We start from the raw sequence: 18,032 nt of genomic DNA, 5'->3' as shown, positions 1-18,032 counted from the left end.
CGGAGGCTGTACATGCCGAGCCTGCGCTCCGCGCCCCGGCGGGCGATCCTGCCCGTCCTCGTGGCGTCCGCGATCAGCCTGACCGCATGCTCCGGCGGCGGATCCTCCTCGTCGTCCTCGGCGTCCGGAGGCAAGACGCTGGTCGTCGACACGTCCTTCAACCTGAAGACCGCCGACCCCGGCCGGATGTACGAGCAGACCGGCCTGATGGTCGACCGAGCGCTCTACGACACGCTGCTGACCTTCACCGGATCCGACGTCAGCAAGCCCGTGCCCGCGCTGGCCGAGTCGTACCAGGTGTCCAAGGACGGCAAGACGCTGACGCTCAAGCTGCGGCAGGGGGCCACGTTCTCCGACGGCAGCCCGGTCACCGCCGACGACGTGGTGTTCTCGCTGAACCGGGTCCGCGACCTCAAGGGCAACCCGTCGTTCCTGCTGGACGGCGTGACCGTGAAGAAGGTCGACGACACGACCATCGAGCTCCGGTCGCCGCAGCCGAACCCGGCGCTGCCGTTCATCCTGCCCAACCCGGCGCTCGGCATCGTCAACTCCAAGGTCGTCAAGGCGCACGGTGGCACCGAGGGCGCCGACGACAAGGCGGAGTCGTTCCTCAACGGCCAGTCCGCGGGCTCCGGCCCGTACGAGCTGGAGTCGTTCAACGCCAGCACGCAGGTCGTGCTCAAGGCCAACGACAAGTACTGGGGCACGACCAAGCCGGTGTACCGCAAGGTGGTGATCCGCAACGTTCAGGCGCCGACGCAGAAGCTGAACGTGCAGCGGGGCGACAGCCAGATCGCGGTGGACCTGTCGGCCGATCAGGCACAGGGGATCGCCGGCGGCCTGCAGACCGCCAAGGGCGCGTCGGCGAGCGTGTTCTTCCTGCTGGCCAACCACAGCGCCTCCGTCAGCAAGGTCACGTCCAACCCGAAGTTCGTCGAGGCCGTCCGTAAGGGCATCGACTACCAGGGGCTGCTCCAGCTCGCCGGCGAGGGCTCGGTCCAGGCGGCCGGGATCGTGCCGTCGATGATCAACGGCGCGCTGCCCGCGGACCAGGCGACCAAGCGCGACGTGGCCGGCGCCAAGGCGGCGCTCGCCGCGAGCGGGGTCACGAACCCGAAGGTCAAGCTGGAGTTCCCGAGCGACTTCACGCTCAACGGTCTGTCCTTCCAGCCGCTCGCCGAGCGCATCCAGGCGAACCTGAAGGAGGTCGGCATCACCGTCGACCTGGCTCCCGCGCCGATCGCGACCGCGCTGCAGAACTACCGCGACGGCAAGGAGGAGATGGGCCTGTGGTGGTGGAGCCCGGACTACCCGGACGCCAGCGACTACCTCGCCTTCCTGCCCGGCAAGCTCATCGGCCTGCGGGCGGGCTGGAAGAAGGGCGACGACGGGGCGCTGGAGCAGGCCGGTGACAAGGCCGCGCGGGCCGTCGACGGCGACCGGGCCCAGCAGTACCAGCAGATCCAGGCGCAGCTGAACCAGGCCGGCCCGATCGTTCCGCTGTTCCAGCCCAGCCAGCACGTCGTCAGCGCGTCCTCGGTGACGGGCCTGGCGCTGAACCCGGTGTGGACCATCGACCTCTCGGCGCTCGGCAGCAAGTGAAGAACCAGCTGATCCGCTTTCTGGCCCGGCGGCTGGCGGTCTCCGTACTGCTGGCCGTCGGGGTCACCCTGGTCACCTTCACCCTCACCAACCTGGTGCCGGGTGACCCGGCCGCCGCCAACCTGGGGCAACAGGCCCTCGGCAACCCGGCGATCGTCAAGCAGTTCCGCGAGCAGCACGGCCTCGACAAGCCGCTGCCGGTCCAGTACGTCAACTACCTGCGCGATCTCGCTCATGGCGACCTCGGTGAGTCACAGCAGAGCCACCGCTCGGTCGACGCGGACCTCGCGGAGTTCGTGCCCGCCACGTTCGAGCTGGCCGGCGCGGCGCTGGTGCTGTCGCTCGTGGTCGGCGTCGCGTTCGGAGTGATCGCGGCGCTGCGCCGGGACCGGATCGTCGACCAGTTCCTGCGGGTGGCGAGCCTCGCCGGGGTGTCGGTACCGACGTTCTGGCTGGCCCTGCTCGCGTTCTACTTCGTGTTCTACCGATTGCGGCTGGCCCCCGGCTCCGGACGCCTCGCGCCCACCATGTCGCCGCCGCCGCACGTCACCGGCCTGTACACGGTGGACGCGGCGATGGCCGGCCAGTGGAACGTGTTCGCCAGCGCCGTCGGCCACCTGGCGCTGCCGGCGCTGGTGCTCGCCGCGTACACCATCGGGCTGCTGACCCGGTTCACCCGTTCGGCGGTGCTGGAGGTGCTCGGCCAGGACTACGTGCGGGCGGCTCGGGCCAAGGGCCTGCCCGGACACGTGGTGCTGCTGCGGTACGTGCTGCGAGCGGCACTGGTCCCGGTCATCACGGTGGCCGGCCTCGCCTTCGGGAGCCTGCTGTCCGGCACGGTGCTGGTGGAGTCGATCTTCGCCTGGCCCGGCATCGGACAGTACGCGTACAAGAGCGCGACCAATCTCGACCTGCCCGCGGTCATGGGCGTCGGGCTGGTGGTCGGCGCGATCTACGTCGTCGTCAACCTCATCGTCGACGTGCTGTACGGCGTGATCGACCCGAGAGTGAGGAGCACGTGATCCACCGCCTTCCGGAGGCATGGCGCAGACCCCTCGCCGTGACCGGCCTCGTCGTCACCGTCGCCTGGTTGATCGTCGTGATCGCGGCACCCGTGCTCGCCCCGTACGATCCGCTCGCGCAGAAGTTCCCCCGGCTGAGCCCGCCCGGCGGCGCGCACTGGTTCGGCACCGACGACCTCGGCCGGGACGTGTTCAGCCGGGTGCTGTACGGCGCGCGGCTGTCGATTCCGCTGACCCTGCTGCTGGTGACGCTGTCGGTCGTCATCGGCGGCCTGCTCGGCGCCTGCGCCGGCTACTTCGGCCGGTGGGTGGACGAGACGATCATGCGCGTGGCGGATCTGGTCTTCGCCTTCCCGACCGTGATCCTGGCGATGGCCGTGGCCGCGTCGCTGGGCGCGAGCCTGCGCAACGCGGTGCTGGCGGTCCTCGTCGTCTCCTGGCCGGCGTACGCGCGCGTCACCCGCGGGCTGGTGCTCGGCATCCGGACCCGCGAGTTCGTGCTCAGCGGGCGGCTGCTGGGGTTCTCCGTCTGGCGCTCCCTCCGCACCGACGTGCTGCCCAACGTGACCGGGCCGATCCTGGTGCTCGCCACCCTCGACATCGGCACCCAGCTGCTGCTGCTGTCCGGCCTGTCGTTCCTCGGCCTCGGCGCCAAGCCGCCCACCGCGGAATGGGGGGCGATGGTGGCGTCGGCCACGCAGGTGTTCGACAAGTGGTGGGTCGGGGTCTTCCCGGGGCTGGCCATCCTCACGGTGGTGATGGCGTTCAACTTCCTCGGCGACACCATGCGCGACGCGCTCGACCCGCGGACCGCCAGGGCGATCAAGGAGCGGGCGCTGTGACGATCCTGGCCATCGAGGGACTGACCGTCGAGCTGGGCGGCCGACCGATCATCCGCGGCATCGACCTCGCCCTGGAGGCGGGGAAGGTGCACGGGCTGGCGGGGGAGAGCGGCTCGGGCAAGACCATGACCGGCCTGGCCGTCCTCGGCCTGCTGCCGCACGGCGCGCGTATGGGCGGGACGATCTCACTCGGCGACACCGATCTGCTGACGCTCTCGCCGAAGGCGATGAACAAGCGGCGCGGCAGCGAGGTCGGCATGGTCTTCCAGGACCCGTCGACCAGCCTGCACCCCATGCTCTCCATCGGACGCCAGCTCACCGACCCCATGCGCCATCACCTGAGGCTGGACCGGCGGCAGGCGCGCGCACGGGCCGCGGAACTGCTCGGCAAGGTGCGCATCCCCGATCCGGAGAACGCGCTCGACCGGTACCCGCACCAGTTCTCCGGCGGGATGCGGCAGCGGATCGCGATCGCCATCGCCCTCGCCTGCGATCCGCAGGTGCTGATCGCCGACGAGCCGACGACGGCGCTGGACGTCACCGTGCAGGCCGGCATCCTCCGGCTGCTGCGCGGCCTCTGCGACGACCTGGGCCTGGCGGTGCTGCTCATCACCCACGACCTCGGCGTCATGTCGTCGGTCGCCGACGTGATCAGCGTGATGCGGGACGGCCGCCTCGTCGAGACCGGGCCGCGGGCGCGGGTCATGCGCGAGCCGGCCGATCCGTACACGCGTGCCCTGCTGGACGCGCTGCCCGACCGGAGCGAGGGAATCGAAGGCGCAGCCCTCCGAGTCGCCCCCCCGACGCCGGGAGGTCGGTCGGGGCGGGTTGGTCGGGCAAGGAAGGAGGACTCATGACGCTTCTGACCGTCGAGGACCTGGTCGTCGACCACCACACCCCCGGCCGGCCGCCGGTCCGGGCCGTCGCGGGAGCGAGCCTCACCGTCGAGCCCGGTGAGGTCGTCGGCCTGGTCGGCGAGTCCGGCTGCGGGAAGTCGACGCTCGCCCGCGCCGTCTGCGGGATCACCGCTCCCACCGGCGGTTCGGTCGCGTTCGAGGGCCGCCCGGTACGCCCGCTCGGCCTGCGCCGCCGCGATCCGGCGCTGACCCGGATCCAGATGGTGTTCCAGGACCCGTACGCCTCGCTCAACCCGCGCCGCCGGGTGGGGAGGCAGATCGCCGACGGGGTCCGCGGCGAGGCGACACCGGGAGAGCTCCTGGAACGGGTCGGTCTCGACGCGGACATGGCCGGCCGGTACCCGCATGAGTTCTCCGGCGGGCAGCGGCAGCGCATCGCCATCGCCCGTGCCCTCGCCGCGGAACCGTCCCTGCTGATCGGGGACGAGCCCATCTCCGCGCTGGACGCCTCCGCGCAGGCGCAGGTCGCGGGGTTGATGCGGTCCCTCGCCGTCGAATCCGGCGCCGGGCTGCTGTTCATCAGTCACGACCTGTCGGTGGTACGGCTGATCGCGGACCGGATCGCGGTGATGTACCTCGGCAAGATCGTGGAGATCGGCCGGACCGCGGAGGTCTGGGACGACCCGAAACACCCCTACACCCGGGCGCTGCTCGCCGCGATCCCCACGCCGGACGGCTCCGGCACGCTCCCCGCCGAACTCCCCGGTGACGTCCCGAATCCGGCGGCGCCGCCCTCGGGCTGCCGATTCCATCCACGCTGCCCCAGCGCGATGGACGTCTGCTCCGTCCGGGAGCCGGTGCCCCTGGGGGGAGTGGCCTGCTGGCTCTACGACGCACCGGGCTCGGCCGCCGAGTGAGCGCGGAACGCCTGGACCGGCTCCGGTCCCTGCTCACCGCGCACGCCGTCGACGTGCTCGTCCTCCGGCCGTCGTCGAACCTGAGGTACCTCCTCGAGGCGACGCTCCCGACCTTCCTCGTCGTCACGCCCGACGGCTCGCCGGTCCACGCGGTCGACACGCCTCGCGACGTGGTCGCGCTCATCCCCGTCGGCGCGCGGGTCGCCGTCGATCCGCAGATGCCGGCCCATGAGCTGCTCGCCCTGCAGGCGTCGCTCGGCCCGGAGACGCCGATCGCCTCCGCCGCGCCGTTGCTCGCCCCGCTGCGGATGCGCAAGTCCGCCGAGGAGATCGAGGTGATGGACCGCGCGGCGAACGCGGTCGACCGGGCGCTGGTCGCGGCGCGCGACCTCACCTGGTCCGGCTCGACGGAGCGCGAGATGGCGCGGCGGCTGCGGGCCCTGCTGCTCGAGACCGGGCATGAGGAGATCGTGTCCGTGGCCGTCGCGGCGGGGGAGAACTCGGCCGATCCCCACCACCGCCCCTCCGCCCGGGTGATCAACCCCGGTGACGCCGTCCGGGTGAACCTCGGCGGCCGGTACGGCGGTTACTGTTCCGACACGGCGCGGATGTTCGTGGTGGCCGAGCCGCCCGAGGACTTCGAGGCCATGTACTCGGTGGTGCTGGCCGCGCAGACCGCCGCGTGCGAGGCGGTACGCCCCGGTGTGGCGGTCGGCGAGATCGACGCGATCGCCCGCGAGGTCATCACGGACAACGGGTACGGCGCGTTCATCCTCCACCGGACCGGCCACGGCATCGGCCTCGACGCGTACGAGCCGCCCTACCTGACACCCGAGGACGGAACCGTCCTCGACGCGGGTGTGACCATGTCGATCGGACCCGGCGTCTACCTGCCCGAGTTGTACGGGGCCCGGATCGAGGACGTCGTCGTCTGCACCGACATGGGCGCCCGCCGGCTCAACCAGACGCCTCGGCTGCTCTCGGTCGTCGACCTGTAGCGCGTCCGGTTCAGCCGCCGAGCGCGCGGAGGCCGGCGGCGACGGCGGCCGCGACCACCAGCACGACGAGGAACGGAGCGCGCAGGAGCAGCGCGACGACGGCGGCGGCGAGGCCGGCCAGCCGGGGACCGTTCAGCTCCAGCGTGCGGCCGTGCGCCAGTGTCTGCACGGCGACCAGCGCGGTCAGCAGCGCGACCGGTACCAGCGCGGTGAACCGCCGCACCCGCTCGTCGTCCAGCACACGTTGCGGGGCGACGAGCCCGGCGAGTTTGAGCGCGTAGCAGCCGAGCCCCGTCGCGAGGACGGCGATCCAGACGGCCATGACTCTCCTGTCTAGACTCTCGAGAGCTCTTCGGGGGCGGGGCGTACCGGGGGAGTGCGGCGTACGATCCCGGCCAGCGCGGCGACCGCCGCCAGCATGATCGGCACGCCCGGCGGCAGCAGCGGCGTGGTCGCGACTGCGATGGCCATCGCGAGCAGCGCCACGATCCGCTCGGTGCCGCCGGAGGTGAGGCGGGGCCACAGCAGGGCGAGGAACGCCGCCGGACCGACCACGTCGAGACCGTACGTCTCCGGGTTCCCCAGCCGGGCCGCGCCGAGCGCGCCGAACAGGGTGGAGAGGTTCCAGGTGAGGTAGAGGCTGATCGCGGTGGCCCAGAAACCCGCGCGAGCCGACCGGGGGGCGGGCTGGGCCGTGGCCACCGCGGTCGTCTCGTCGATGACCAGATGGGCGGTCAGCAGCCGGCGCCACCCGCGCACGCCGAGCGTCGGCGCGAGCCGCAGGCCGTACAGGGCGTTGCGGCCGCCCAGCAGGACGGCGCCGAGAGCCCCCGCGATCAGGTTGCCGCCCCCGGCGACCACCCCGATCAGCGCGAACTGCGACGCCCCCGTGAACGCCACGACGCTCAGCGCGCAGGCCTGCGCCACACCGAGCCCGGCCGCGACCGCGGCGGCCCCGAACGCCAGCCCGGACAGGCCGACCGCCAGGCCGACGCCCAGTCCGTCGCGGACGGCAGGACGTGTCTGCGAATCCATGCCCGCAGGCTAAGCGGCCCGACATCTACCGGTCTTGCACGAAATTGCAGTTCAGTCCGGCGCCTTCCTGGACGAGAAGCCTCGGCGATCGGGTGGACAGAGTGACACAAAGCGGCTCATTCGCGGGAGCCGGGACTCATCGAGCGTTCTGCCCGGTCACCGGGTCCTCGGGGACCACGACCGTTGGCATGAAGAAGCGGGACACGAAGTGTGGTCCTCCCGGGTAGGCGCCGGGCGGGCCGGTCGGGCGAGTGGGGCGGCCGAGCGGATGGGTGCCGGTGGGGTGGTCAGGCGGGGCGGCCGAGCAGGTAGGCGCCGGGCGGCACGCCGACGATCCGCTTGAAATGGCGGGTCAGGTGCGCCTGGTCGGTGAATCCGAGGTCGGCCGCGACCTCGGCGGGCCGGACACCGGCGTCCAGGAGGGCCCGGGCGCGCTGGACCCGCAGGTTGACCAGGTAGGCGTGGGGCGGCAGCCCGTACGCGGCGCGGAACGCGCGCAGGAGGGCGAACCGGCCGGCGCCGACCGTGGCGGCCAGGTCGTCGAGGGACGGCGGGTCGGACAGCCGCTCGTGAAGGATCTCGCGGGCGGCGCGGACCGCCCGCGGCGGCGCGCCGCGCGAGACCGACCGCGGCGGCCGGGCGGCGTGGCGGCGCAGGAGGCCGGCGAGCGCCCGGTGCAGCGTGGAGGAGGCCGCGAGCGCGTCGCCGCCGTCGGCGCTGTGGTGCACGGCGCGGAGCAGCCGGACGGCCTCCGGGTCGTCCAGCACCGTCTGGGGGAAGTAGGGCGTGCCGGACGGGGCGCCCAGCTCGGCGGCGATCTGCGCGACGACGTCGACCGTGGGGTACAGCACGCGGTAGCGCCAGCCCTCGGGGACGCCCGCGTGACCGGTGTGGACGACCTCCGGGTTCAGAAGCAGGAGCTGGCCGGTGGTCGCCCGCAGCAGCGACCCGGCGTGCTCGAACTCCTCCACCCCGGACTCGATCAGTCCGACGGTGTAGGTGGCGTGCGCGTGCCTGGCGTAGCGGTGGGTGACGTAACGGGCGCTGAGCAGGTCGACACCCGGCTCGGCCGGGTGCCGCCGGTAGTGCGCGACCTCCCGGCTCATGGCACCGATGCTATCGGCGCCGCCGGCACGGGCGGCAGCACCGCCGGCAGCCCGAACTTCGCGAAGAGCCGCAGGTCGAAGAACATGACGACGTGCGCGACCCCGGTGGGCGCGGGCGTGACCACCTGCAGCGCGAAGGCGTGGTGCGCGCCGTCGGCGGCGCGCATGTAGACGGCGAAGGCCGGTTGGCCGTTCGCCCGGGTCGAGACCAGCCGCATCGCGCCCGGGCCGTCGGCGGGGCACTGCCCGCCGATCAGCCGGCCGATGTTCTCGGCGCCCTGGTACCAGCCGGTGTAGGGCGGCATCTCCCAGACGGCGTCCGCAGTGAGCAGCTCCACGATGGCGGCGACGTCGTATTCCTCGAACGCCCGGACGTAACGGGCGAGCAGCTCACGCTCCTCCGCCGACGCCGGCTCGGCCAGATCCTCCGGTGGAGTCGCCACCTCGTCGAGCCGGGCGCGGGCGCGCTGCAGGATGCTGTTCACCGCCGTGGTGGTCGTGTGCAGCGCCTCCGCCACCTCGGCGGCCCGCCACTTCAGCACGTCGCGCAGGATCAGCACCGCGCGCTGCCGGGGCGGCAGGTGCTGCAGGGCGGCGATCAGCGCGAGCCGGATGCTCTCCCGGGAGGCGACGATCGCGGCGGGGTCGGCGTGCTCGGCACCGGCCATCGCGTCGGGGATCGGCTCCAGCCAGGGCACCTCGGACCGCTCGATCGGCGTGTCGTACGGGTCGGCGCTCGGCTCGCCGAGACCGGTCGGCAGGGGCCGGCGACCCCGGCTCTCCAGGGCGGTCAGGCACGTGCGGGTGGCGATCCGGTGCAGCCACGTCCGCAGCGAGGACCGGCCCTCGAAGCCGTCGTAGGAGCGCCACGCGCGCAGGTACGTCTCCTGGACCTGGTCCTCCGCGTCGTGCACCGAGCCGAGCATGCGGTAGCAGTGCGCCAGCAGCTCGCGCCGGTACGGAGCCGCCTGTCGGAGGAAGTCGTCCTTGACCGCCTTGTCCGTGCTCATGGTGACCCTTCGAGTTCGTCGCTCCGGGGTGACCGGCGACCCGCGCGGGCAGGCACCGCAGGCCCATCGTCTCGGTATACGCCCGCCCTACGACAGAACGGCACTGACTCGCCCGAGACCATCGGTCTACCCGGAGGTGACGCGGGCCCGGCACCGCTGTGCGTCTCATTGGCCGAGACGAGGATCCCGCCGGGTGGCGACCCTCCGGTCGCCCCCGCTACTCTGGGCACGTGGATCGTCGCTATTTCGGGTTTATGCAGCCGGCTCCGGGTGAGCCGGTCGCCGTGACCTGAGCGACGACCCCCGAGCCGGCCAAGGCAGAGCCCCACGGGCTCTGCCTTTCGCTTTTCCACCGTGAGTGGGCGGCTCGGCTCCGGGCCCGCCCCGGAAGGAGATTCCGATGGACCTGCACGATCGGGACACCCCCGTCATGATCGCCGGACCGGCGGCCGACCCGGACGTCGCCGTGGTGAGCCTGCGCCGCCTGCACGGCCGGGCGAACGCCGCCGCCGAGCTGACCCGGGTACGCCGGTCGTACCACGGCCCGCTGCTCGTCGAGCCGTTCTCCGCCCTGGACCTGCCGGCCATCGTGACGCATGCCGACGGAGTCGTGGTCGGCGGCGCCTGGATGCAGGACTTCCAGCTCTTGCGGGCGGTGGCCCGTACGGGACGTCCCGTGGTCGTGCAGCGGGCCCCGGCGGCCACGCTCGAGGAGTGGCTGTCGGCCGCCGAGTACTGCGTCGCCGAGGGCAACCAGGACGTCGTCCTGTGCGAGACGGGCACGCGCACCCACCTGCCGCACGCGACCATCGACCTGTCGCTGGTCCGGGCGGCCGGTCGGCACCGGCCCGTCCTCGTCGACGTCTCGGCCGCCCCGGACCTCGCCGTCGCGGCGCTGTCGGCGGGCGCGTGCGGACTGCTCCTGGGCGAGGACGCCGAGTCGGCGGTGGTGGCCGGGGTGCGGGCCAAGGCCGCGCTGCTCGGGGCCCTGACGTGCGACGACGTGCCGGAGACGATCCCCGGCGCCCGGGCGGCGATCGACCGCGTCGACGCGGCGCTGGCGACGCTGCTGGAGCGCCGGGCGGAACTGGCGGCCACCGTGCAGCGGCTCAAGCCGGTCGGCGGCTTCGCGGGCCGGGACCCTCGGCGCGAACGCGAGATCGTCGAGGCCATGGTGTCGCGCGCCCCCCGACTGGGCGCCGACCGGCTCGGCCGCATCATGACGGCCGTCATCGAGACCGGCCTGGAGGCGTCCGAAGAGCGCGACCTCTCCCCGGCCTGACCACCCCGCCGCCCCGGCCCGGCGTCCACCGGCCCGGCCCCTGTCGGCCCCGGCGTACCCGGCCCCGCCGGTCCCGGTCTGCTCGGTCCGGCGTTCACCGGCCTGGCGCCCACTGGTCCGGAGGCCTGACGCGTCCGGGTGGTCGCGGGCGTGGTGGGCGCGGTTCGGGGGTGTGCCGGATGCTCGGCGAAGACGGCCGCGTGGTGGAGCTTTGTCCCGGTTCGTCGGGAACGCGGTCCCGTCATGGCAGTGTTCGCCGAGCGTTCCACCCGCCGGGACGGGGGCCCGGGTCAGGGGGCGCGGCGGTTTCGGACGACCCGCCAGCCGACGAACAGGACGACGGCGACACCGGGCAGGCACCAGAAGGCGATTTTGTTGGCCGTGTCCGCGAAGGCCATCAGGACGACGACCAGGACGAGGAAGCCGAGCGTGACCCAGTTCGACGCCGGGGCCCACGGCATCCGGAAGGACGGCCGTTCGATCTCGCCGCGGGCCGCGCGGGCGCGGAGCCGGAGCTGGCAGGAGATCAGGGTCGCCCACACGGCGACGACGCCGAGCGAGGCGATCGAGGTGGCGATGTCGAAGGCCATCTTCGGCACGACGTAGTTGAGGACCACGCCGAGGAGCAGCACGATCGAGGTGAACAGGATCCCGCCGTACGGCACGTGCCGCGCGCTCATCCGCCCCACGAACCTCGGCGCCTCGCCCTTGACGGCCAGCGCCCGCATGACGCGGCCGGTGGAGTACAGGCCCGAGTTGCAGGACGACAGGGCGGCGGTGAGCACGACCGCGTTCATGATGTCGCCGGCGCCGGGGACGCCGAGCCGCGAGAACACCGTGACGAACGGGCTCTCGTTCGCGCTGTAGACGGTCCAGGGCAGGACCATGGCGAGCAGCAGGACCGAGCCGACGTAGAAGATGCCGATCCGCCAGATCACGCTGCCGATCGCGCCGGGCAGCACCTTGCGCGGGTTCTCGGTCTCGCCGGCGGCGATGCCGACCATCTCGATCCCCGAGTAGGCGAACACCACCGCCTGCAGGCTCATCAGGACGACGGGCACCCCGTGCGGCAGGAAGCCGCCGTGCGCGGTGAGGTTGGAGACACCGGCGTGGTCGTGGCCGACGCCGGCGCCGGTGAGGACCAGCGACAGGCCGACGAACAGGAAGACGACGATGGCGAGGACCTTGATCACGGCGAACCAGAACTCCAGCTCGCCGAAGAGCCGTACCGACAGGAGGTTCACCGTCAGGAGCACGGCGAGGGCGACCAGGGCCGTGACCCACTGCGGGATCTGCGGCAGCCACTTGTGCACGTAGATGCCGGCGGCGGTCGTCTCGGCCACCCCGGTCATCGCCCAGTTGAGCCAGTACATCCAGCCGCTGGCGAAGCCGGCCCACGGGCCGATGAACTCCCGGGCGTACGTGACGAAGCTGCCCGCGCTGGGCCGGTGCAGGACCAGCTCGCCGAGCGCGCGCATGACGAAGAACGCCGCGATACCGCAGACGGCGTACGAGAGGACGAGGCTCGGCCCGGCCGCGGCGAGCCTCCCGCCGGCCCCGAGGAACAGGCCGACACCGATCGCGCCACCGATCGCGATCATGCGTACCTGGCGGTTGCCGAGGGACTGTATGTAGCCGGCGTCCTCGTCGCCGGGAGCGGTGCCCTGGTGGTCCAGTGCTGTCGACACGCAGCCTCCGATTTCCAGCGGGTTCCGCTCCCCCGAAAACCGCTATACGGGCACTGACCTTACAAGGTGGCGGAGCGTGTTCGCGCCGCGACACGGGCGCGGTCGATCCGCGGGCCGAAATGCGGTAGACCCTGGTAGGTGAGGTGTACGCCGTCGTCCGGACCGCGGGCCGTGACCGGAGACGCCTCGCTTGGGGGAGAGGCATGGTCGACCGAAAACAGGTATAAACCGGACATCCGGAGTGTCGGGCCCCGGCGATCACTGCGGCACCGTTAGGCTCAGGGGACCCGGTCCCCGGCCGGCCTTTCACCCCCAGACGACGACTTCCGACGCGGCGCGTGCTCCGGGCACGCGAGGCGTCGCATGCCTGAAGGAGGCGCATCGCGCATGAGTGACTCGTTCGTGCATCTGCATGTGCACACCGAGTACTCCATGCTCGACGGGGCGGCCCGTCTCAAGGAGATGTTCGCCGAGGTCGATCGGCAGAAGATGCCGGCCATCGCGATGACCGACCACGGCAACACCCACGGCGCCTACGACTTCTACAAGCAGGCCACCGCGGCCGGGGTGACCCCCATCGTCGGGATCGAGGCGTACGTCGCGCCGGCGTCCCGGTTCCACAAGGAGCCGGTGCGCTGGGGGGAGCCCAGCCAGAAGGGCGACGACGTCTCCGGTGGCGGCCACTACACCCACAAGACGATCTGGGCGCGCAACGCCGAGGGCCTGCACAACCTGTTCAAGCTGACGAGCCGGGCCTACACCGAGGGGTTCATCCGCAAGTGGGCCCGGATGGACTTCGAGCTGCTGGCCGAGCACTCGGCCGGCCTCATGGCCACCACCGGCTGCCCGTCCGGCGAGGTCCAGACCCGGCTGCGCCTCGGCCACTTCGACAAGGCCCTGGAGGCCGCGGCCAAGTACCAGGAGCTCTTCGGCAAGGAGAACTACTTCCTGGAGTTGATGGACCACGGCCTCGACATCGAGCGCCGGGTCCGCGACGGGCTGATCGAGATCAGCAAGAGGCTGGGCATCCCGCCGGTCGTCACCAACGACTCGCACTACACGCGGGAGTCCGAGGCGTCCGCGCACGACGCGCTGCTGTGCATCCAGACCGGCAAGCAGCTGTCCGACCCGGGCCGCTTCAAGTTCGACGGCTCCGGTTACTACCTCAAGACCGCCGACGAGATGCGGGCGCTCGACACCTCCGACATCTGGGCCGAGGGCTGCCGCAACACCCTCGTCGTCGCCGAGCGCGTCGACTCGTCCGGCATGTTCGAGTACCGCAACCTCATGCCGCGGTTCCCGGTGCCGGAGGGCGAGTCCGAGGAGTCGTGGTTCCGCAAAGAGGTCTGGCGGGGCATGGAGCGGCGCTTCCCCGAGGGGGTCGACGAGGAGCACCGCAAGCAGGCCGAGTACGAGATGGACGTCATCTGCCAGATGGGGTTCCCGTCGTACTTCCTCGTCGTCGCCGACTTCATCATGTGGTCGAAGAACAACGGGATCGCGGTCGGCCCGGGCCGTGGCTCGGCGGCGGGCTCGCTCGTCGCGTACGCCATGGGCATCACCGACCTGGACCCGCTCCCGCACGGCCTGATCTTCGAGCGGTTCCTCAACCCCGACCGCGTGTCGATGCCCGATATCGACGTCGACTTCGACGAGCGTGGGCGCGCCGACGCGATCCGCTACGTCACCGAGAAGTGGGGCGCCGACAAGGTCTCCATGATCGCCACCTTCGGCACCATTAAGGCCAAGGCTGCGATCAAGGACGCGGGCCGCGTCCTCGGCTTCCCGTACGCCCTGGGCGACCGCATCTCCAAGGCGTTCCCGCCCGCCGTCATGGGCAAGGACATCCCGCTGTCGGGGATCTTCGACGAGAAGCACCCGCGGTACGGCGAGGCCGGCGAGCTGCGCAAGCTGTACGAGGAAGAGACCGACGTCAAGCAGATCATGGATCTGGCGCAGGGCCTGGAGGGCCTGATCCGCCAGACCGGCGTGCACGCCGCCGGTGTGATCATGTCGGCGGAGCCGCTGACCGACCACATCCCGATCATGCGCCGCGACTCCGACGGCGTCATCATCACGCAGTTCGACTACCCGACCTGTGAGACGCTCGGCCTGCTGAAGATGGACTTCCTGGGCCTGCGCAACCTGACGATCATGCAGGACGCGCTGAAGGCCATCAAGGCCAACAAGGGCGTCGAGCTCGACCTGCTGAAGCTCCCGCTGGACAACAAGAAGGCGTACGAGCTGCTGGCCCGCGGCGACACGCTCGGCATCTTCCAGCTGGACGGCGGCGGCATGCGCTCGCTGCTGCGCCTGATGCGCCCCGACAACTTCGAGGACATCTCCGCGGCCCTCGCGCTGTACCGCCCAGGCCCGATGGGCGCGAACTCCCACACCAACTACGCGCTGCGCAAGAACGGCCAGCAGCCGATCACCCCGATCCACGAGCAGTTGGAAGAGCCGCTCAAGGACATCCTCGACACGACCTACGGCCTGATCGTCTATCAGGAGCAGGTCATGGCCATCGCGCAGAAGGTCGCCGGGTACAGCCTCGGACAAGCGGACCTGCTCCGCCGCGCGATGGGCAAGAAGAAGAAGGCGGAGCTGGACAAGCAGTACGCCACCTTCGAGTCCGGGATGCAGGAGCGCGGCTTCTCCGCCGCGGCGATCAAGGCGCTGTGGGACATCCTGCTGCCCTTCTCCGACTACGCGTTCAACAAGGCGCACACCGCCGGGTACGGCCTGGTCTCGTACTGGACCGCCTACCTCAAGGCCAACTACCCGGCCGAGTACATGGCGGCGCTGCTCACCTCGGTCAAGGACGACAAGGACAAGAGCGCCCTCTACCTCAACGAGTGCCGCCGCATGGGCATCAAGGTGCTCACGCCCGACGTCAACGAGTCCGACTCGGACTTCACCCCGAAGGGCGACACCGAGATCCTGTTCGGCCTGTCGGCGATCCGCAATGTCGGCGAGAACGTCGTCGACGCGATCGTCAAGGCCCGCAAGGAGAAGGACCGCTTCACCGACTTCCAGGACTTCCTGCGCAAGGTGCCGCCGCAGGTGTGCAACAAGCGGGTCGTCGAGTCGCTGATCAAGGCGGGCGCGTTCGACAGCCTGAGCCACGAGCGCAAGAGCCTGGTCATGGTGCACGAGCAGGCCATCGACGCGATCATCGACATCAAGCGCAACGAGGCGATCGGGCAGGACTCCCTGTTCGGCGGGGGCGACGACGTGGTGGACACCACGTTCGACATCGCCATCCCGGAGGGGGAGTGGGACAAGACCACCCTGCTCGCCTTCGAGCGCGAGATGCTCGGCCTCTACGTCTCCGACCACCCGCTGCTCGGCATCGAGCACATCCTGTCCGCCAACGTCGACTGCTCGATCGCCGCGCTGACCGCCGACGAGCGGGCGGACGGGCAGATCGTCACCGTCGGCGGCCTGGTCTCGGGGCTGCAGCGGAAGGTCACCAAGAAGGGCGACTCCTGGGCGCTGACCACCCTGGAGGACCTCGAGGGCGCGATCGAGCTGATGATCTTCCCGTCGGCGTACCAGCTGTGCTCCACGCTGCTCGCCGAGGACGCCATCCTCGTCGTGAAGGCGCGCCTCGACAAGCGCGAGGACACCCCGAAGCTGATCGCGATGGAGGTCACCCAGCCGGACCTGACGGTCAGCGACTCCGGCCGGCCGCTCACCGTCTCGATGCCGGTGACCCGGGTGACCCCGCCGGTCGTCCAGGGCCTGAAGGAGGTGCTGGGCGCCCACCCGGGCCAGACCGAGGTCCACCTGCAGTTGCAGAACGGACCGCGGACCACGGTCGTCCGCCTCGACGACAAACTCCGGGTCACGGCCTCACCGGCGCTGATGGGCGACCTCAAGCAGCTCCTCGGGCCGGCCTGCCTGGTCTGAGCGAACCGGGCCGCGCCGACGGCGATCTCGAGCTGACGTGCCTGGTCTGAGCGGACCCGGCCGCCGCGCGGACCGGTTACCGCCGGGCGGTCTCGAGCGGCGTTCCGGGCCGCCGGCTCGTCCCGGCGCGGCAGATCCGCTCACAGCGGCGGGATGTGGTGGCCCGGACGGAACACGTCGTCCGGATCCCAGGTCTGCTTGACCCGGCACAGGCCCGCGTGGTCGTCCGGCGTGTAGGCGTCCCGCGTCCGGGTCGGGTCGGTGAGGAAGTTCAGGAAGGACCCGCCGGTCGCGTACGGCCGCAGCCGGCGGACGAGGCCGTCGACCCCCGCGTCGACCCGGGCCCGTACGCCCGCGTCGCCGTACCCGGTCCCGCCGGGCCCGTACGGTGCGGTGGCGATCACCGAGAACGGCACGTCGCGGTGGCCCACCGGCCCGGCATCCGGCGCGGGCCGCGCCATCGCCCCGCCCCAGTGCCGGACCTCGACCGCGGGCCCCGGCACGTCGCCGAACGCCGCGTCCGGCAGCGTTCCGAGCACCGCGTCCGGCAGGTCCCGGAACAGGTCGAGGTGCTGGCGGACCGCCATCGGGGGCGACGACGCCCCGGCGAGCGCCGTGCTCGCCTCAGCGAACGTCATCGCCCGGAAGCCGTCCACCAGCGGCGCGCCCGCCGCCTCCAGCAGCGGCCCGAGCCGGTGCTCCGCCTCCTCGTACCCGCCCAGGTGGAAGACCCGGACGGCGAGGACCGGCCGGCCGCGCACGGGCGCGGGGACGGCCGGGACGTCCGGCATCCGCATGAGCATGACGGCCGTGTTCAGCTCGTCCGGCTCATCGGCCGCCCACTCCCGGTAGCGGGCGAGCGTCTCGGCCGCGTTGCCGGCGTCGTACAGGGACAGACCCGCGTAGACGCGGCCGACGGCGTGCAGCCGGAGTTCCAGGGCGGTCACCACGCCGAAGTTGCCGCCTCCGCCGCGCAGCGCCCAGAACAGGTCCGCGTGGTGCTCGGCGTTCGCGGTCACGTGCTCGCCGTCGGCGGTCACCAGCTCGGCCGTCACGACGGAGTCGGCGGCGTACCCGTACTTGCGGGACAGCCATCCGGTCCCGCCGCCCAGGGTGTACCCGGTGACGCCGACGAACGGCGTGCCCGACAGCGGCGCCAGGCCGAACGGAGCGGCCGCGGCGATCACGTCGGACCAGCGCGCGCCGGGACCGACGCGGGCGACGCACCGGTACGGGTCGATCCGCACGTCCGCCATCCGGCCCGTCGTGAGCAGCAGGCCGTCGGCGGGCACGTGCGTGCCGTGTCCCGTCGCCTGGACGGTGAGCGGCAGCCCGCTCTCCCGCGCGGCGATGACCGCGGCGCGTACGTCACCGGGGCCGGTCGCCTCGGCGGCGACCAGCGGACGGTGCTCGATCCGCAGGTTCCAGCCGGACCGCGTCGCGTCGTACGCCGCGTCGCCGGGCAGGCGCACCGGCCCGGCGAAGGCGTCGCGCAGCGTGCGCGCGACCCTCTCCGGCCCGACGGTCGTCGTATTCGTCATGTCGTCCCCGCTCCCCGTGAGTGCCGGCCGTCACCGGCGTGACGGCGGTCGCCTTTCGGACGGTCCCGATGCTCGCCGCCCGACCGCCCCGCCGTCGTCGTACGGGGGACGGCAGTCACGCTGCGGCATTCGGCGCAGCTTCGGCCGGCGTACTCCCGGGGGAGTAGCGCGTGGCTCCCCTTCCAGGAGGAACCGGAGAAGGCGGGCGCCGGTCTACGCT

General features: G+C 71.9%; 14 protein-coding genes and 1 pseudogene. 9 read left to right on the top strand and 6 right to left on the bottom strand.

Annotated elements, in window-relative coordinates; translation table 11 throughout:
- The first annotated feature begins 12 nt into the window (after nt 1-12).
- The 6 genes from ABD978_RS37490 to ABD978_RS37465 are packed head-to-tail and all read left to right on the top strand — an operon-like array spanning nt 13 to nt 6,238.
- The gene (locus tag ABD978_RS37490) at nt 13-1,602 is read left to right on the top strand and encodes an ABC transporter substrate-binding protein (protein WP_345365264.1); all 1,590 of its coding nucleotides are present in this window, start codon (nt 13-15) and stop codon (nt 1,600-1,602) included.
- On the top strand, nt 1,599-2,624 hold the full coding sequence (locus ABD978_RS37485) for an ABC transporter permease (RefSeq protein ID WP_345365262.1): 1,026 nt from the start codon (nt 1,599-1,601) through the stop codon (nt 2,622-2,624). Before ABD978_RS37490 ends, ABD978_RS37485 begins: the two co-directional genes overlap by 4 nt.
- Nucleotides 2,621-3,466, top strand: coding sequence for an ABC transporter permease (locus ABD978_RS37480; protein WP_345365259.1), 846 nt, complete (start codon nt 2,621-2,623; stop codon nt 3,464-3,466). The genes ABD978_RS37485 and ABD978_RS37480 overlap by 4 nt, the downstream gene beginning before the upstream one ends.
- Complete coding sequence (locus tag ABD978_RS37475) at nt 3,463-4,323, top strand: ABC transporter ATP-binding protein (protein ID WP_345365257.1); 861 nt, start codon at nt 3,463-3,465, stop codon at nt 4,321-4,323. Before ABD978_RS37480 ends, ABD978_RS37475 begins: the two co-directional genes overlap by 4 nt.
- A complete protein-coding gene (locus ABD978_RS37470) occupies nt 4,320-5,240 on the top strand; it encodes an ABC transporter ATP-binding protein (RefSeq protein WP_345365255.1) in 921 nt (306 codons plus the stop codon). The genes ABD978_RS37475 and ABD978_RS37470 overlap by 4 nt, the downstream gene beginning before the upstream one ends.
- A complete protein-coding gene (locus ABD978_RS37465; protein ID WP_345365253.1) occupies nt 5,237-6,238 on the top strand; it encodes a M24 family metallopeptidase in 1,002 nt (333 codons plus the stop codon). The genes ABD978_RS37470 and ABD978_RS37465 overlap by 4 nt, the downstream gene beginning before the upstream one ends.
- 10 nt (nt 6,239-6,248) lie before the next feature.
- On the opposite strand, the gene ABD978_RS37460 is transcribed toward ABD978_RS37465, so the two are convergent.
- The 4 genes from ABD978_RS37460 to ABD978_RS37445 all read right to left on the bottom strand — a co-directional run bounded on the left by ABD978_RS37460 (nt 6,249) and on the right by ABD978_RS37445 (nt 9,467).
- Nucleotides 6,249-6,560: an AzlD domain-containing protein gene (locus ABD978_RS37460; protein WP_345365251.1), complete on the bottom strand. Its 312-nt coding sequence runs from the start codon at nt 6,558-6,560 to the stop codon at nt 6,249-6,251.
- An 11-nt stretch (nt 6,561-6,571) separates the two neighbouring features.
- Nucleotides 6,572-7,273, bottom strand: a complete 702-nt coding sequence (locus ABD978_RS37455) for an AzlC family ABC transporter permease (RefSeq protein WP_345365249.1) — start codon at nt 7,271-7,273, stop codon at nt 6,572-6,574.
- 287 nt (nt 7,274-7,560) lie between these two features.
- Complete coding sequence (locus tag ABD978_RS37450) at nt 7,561-8,379, bottom strand: AraC family transcriptional regulator (RefSeq protein ID WP_345365247.1); 819 nt, start codon at nt 8,377-8,379, stop codon at nt 7,561-7,563.
- Nucleotides 8,376-9,467 (bottom strand): sigma-70 family RNA polymerase sigma factor, encoded by a 1,092-nt coding sequence (locus ABD978_RS37445; protein WP_425550812.1) that lies wholly within the window; start codon nt 9,465-9,467, stop codon nt 8,376-8,378. The genes ABD978_RS37450 and ABD978_RS37445 overlap by 4 nt, the downstream gene beginning before the upstream one ends.
- A gap of 322 nt (nt 9,468-9,789) precedes the next feature.
- On the opposite strand from ABD978_RS37445, the pseudogene ABD978_RS37440 reads away from it, so the two are divergent.
- Together ABD978_RS37440 and ABD978_RS37435 are read left to right on the top strand one after the other, a co-directional pair.
- Nucleotides 9,790-10,200 (top strand): annotated as a pseudogene (locus ABD978_RS37440) (hypothetical protein); the annotation flags it as partial.
- Nucleotides 10,201-10,365: 165 nt separating this feature from the next.
- Nucleotides 10,366-10,671: a chorismate mutase gene (locus tag ABD978_RS37435; protein ID WP_345365295.1), complete on the top strand. Its 306-nt coding sequence runs from the start codon at nt 10,366-10,368 to the stop codon at nt 10,669-10,671.
- A 290-nt stretch (nt 10,672-10,961) separates the two neighbouring features.
- Here the strand turns inward: ABD978_RS37435 and ABD978_RS37430 are convergent, their stop codons facing one another.
- The gene (locus tag ABD978_RS37430) at nt 10,962-12,359 is read right to left on the bottom strand and encodes an amino acid permease (RefSeq protein WP_345365245.1); all 1,398 of its coding nucleotides are present in this window, start codon (nt 12,357-12,359) and stop codon (nt 10,962-10,964) included.
- A 387-nt stretch (nt 12,360-12,746) separates the two neighbouring features.
- On the opposite strand from ABD978_RS37430, the gene dnaE reads away from it, so the two are divergent.
- Nucleotides 12,747-16,271: a DNA polymerase III subunit alpha gene (gene dnaE, locus ABD978_RS37425; RefSeq protein ID WP_345365243.1), complete on the top strand. Its 3,525-nt coding sequence runs from the start codon at nt 12,747-12,749 to the stop codon at nt 16,269-16,271.
- Between the two features lie 140 nt (nt 16,272-16,411).
- Here the strand turns inward: dnaE and ABD978_RS37420 are convergent, their stop codons facing one another.
- Nucleotides 16,412-17,812 (bottom strand): FAD-binding oxidoreductase, encoded by a 1,401-nt coding sequence (locus ABD978_RS37420; RefSeq protein ID WP_345365241.1) that lies wholly within the window; start codon nt 17,810-17,812, stop codon nt 16,412-16,414.
- Nucleotides 17,813-18,032: the final 220 nt, after the last annotated feature.

Origin of the sequence: Actinoallomurus liliacearum, assembly GCF_039542035.1 — a bacterium.
Taxonomy (GTDB): Bacteria; Actinomycetota; Actinomycetes; order Streptosporangiales; family Streptosporangiaceae; genus Actinoallomurus; species Actinoallomurus liliacearum.
This window is presented reverse-complemented; position numbering and strand designations above follow the sequence as displayed.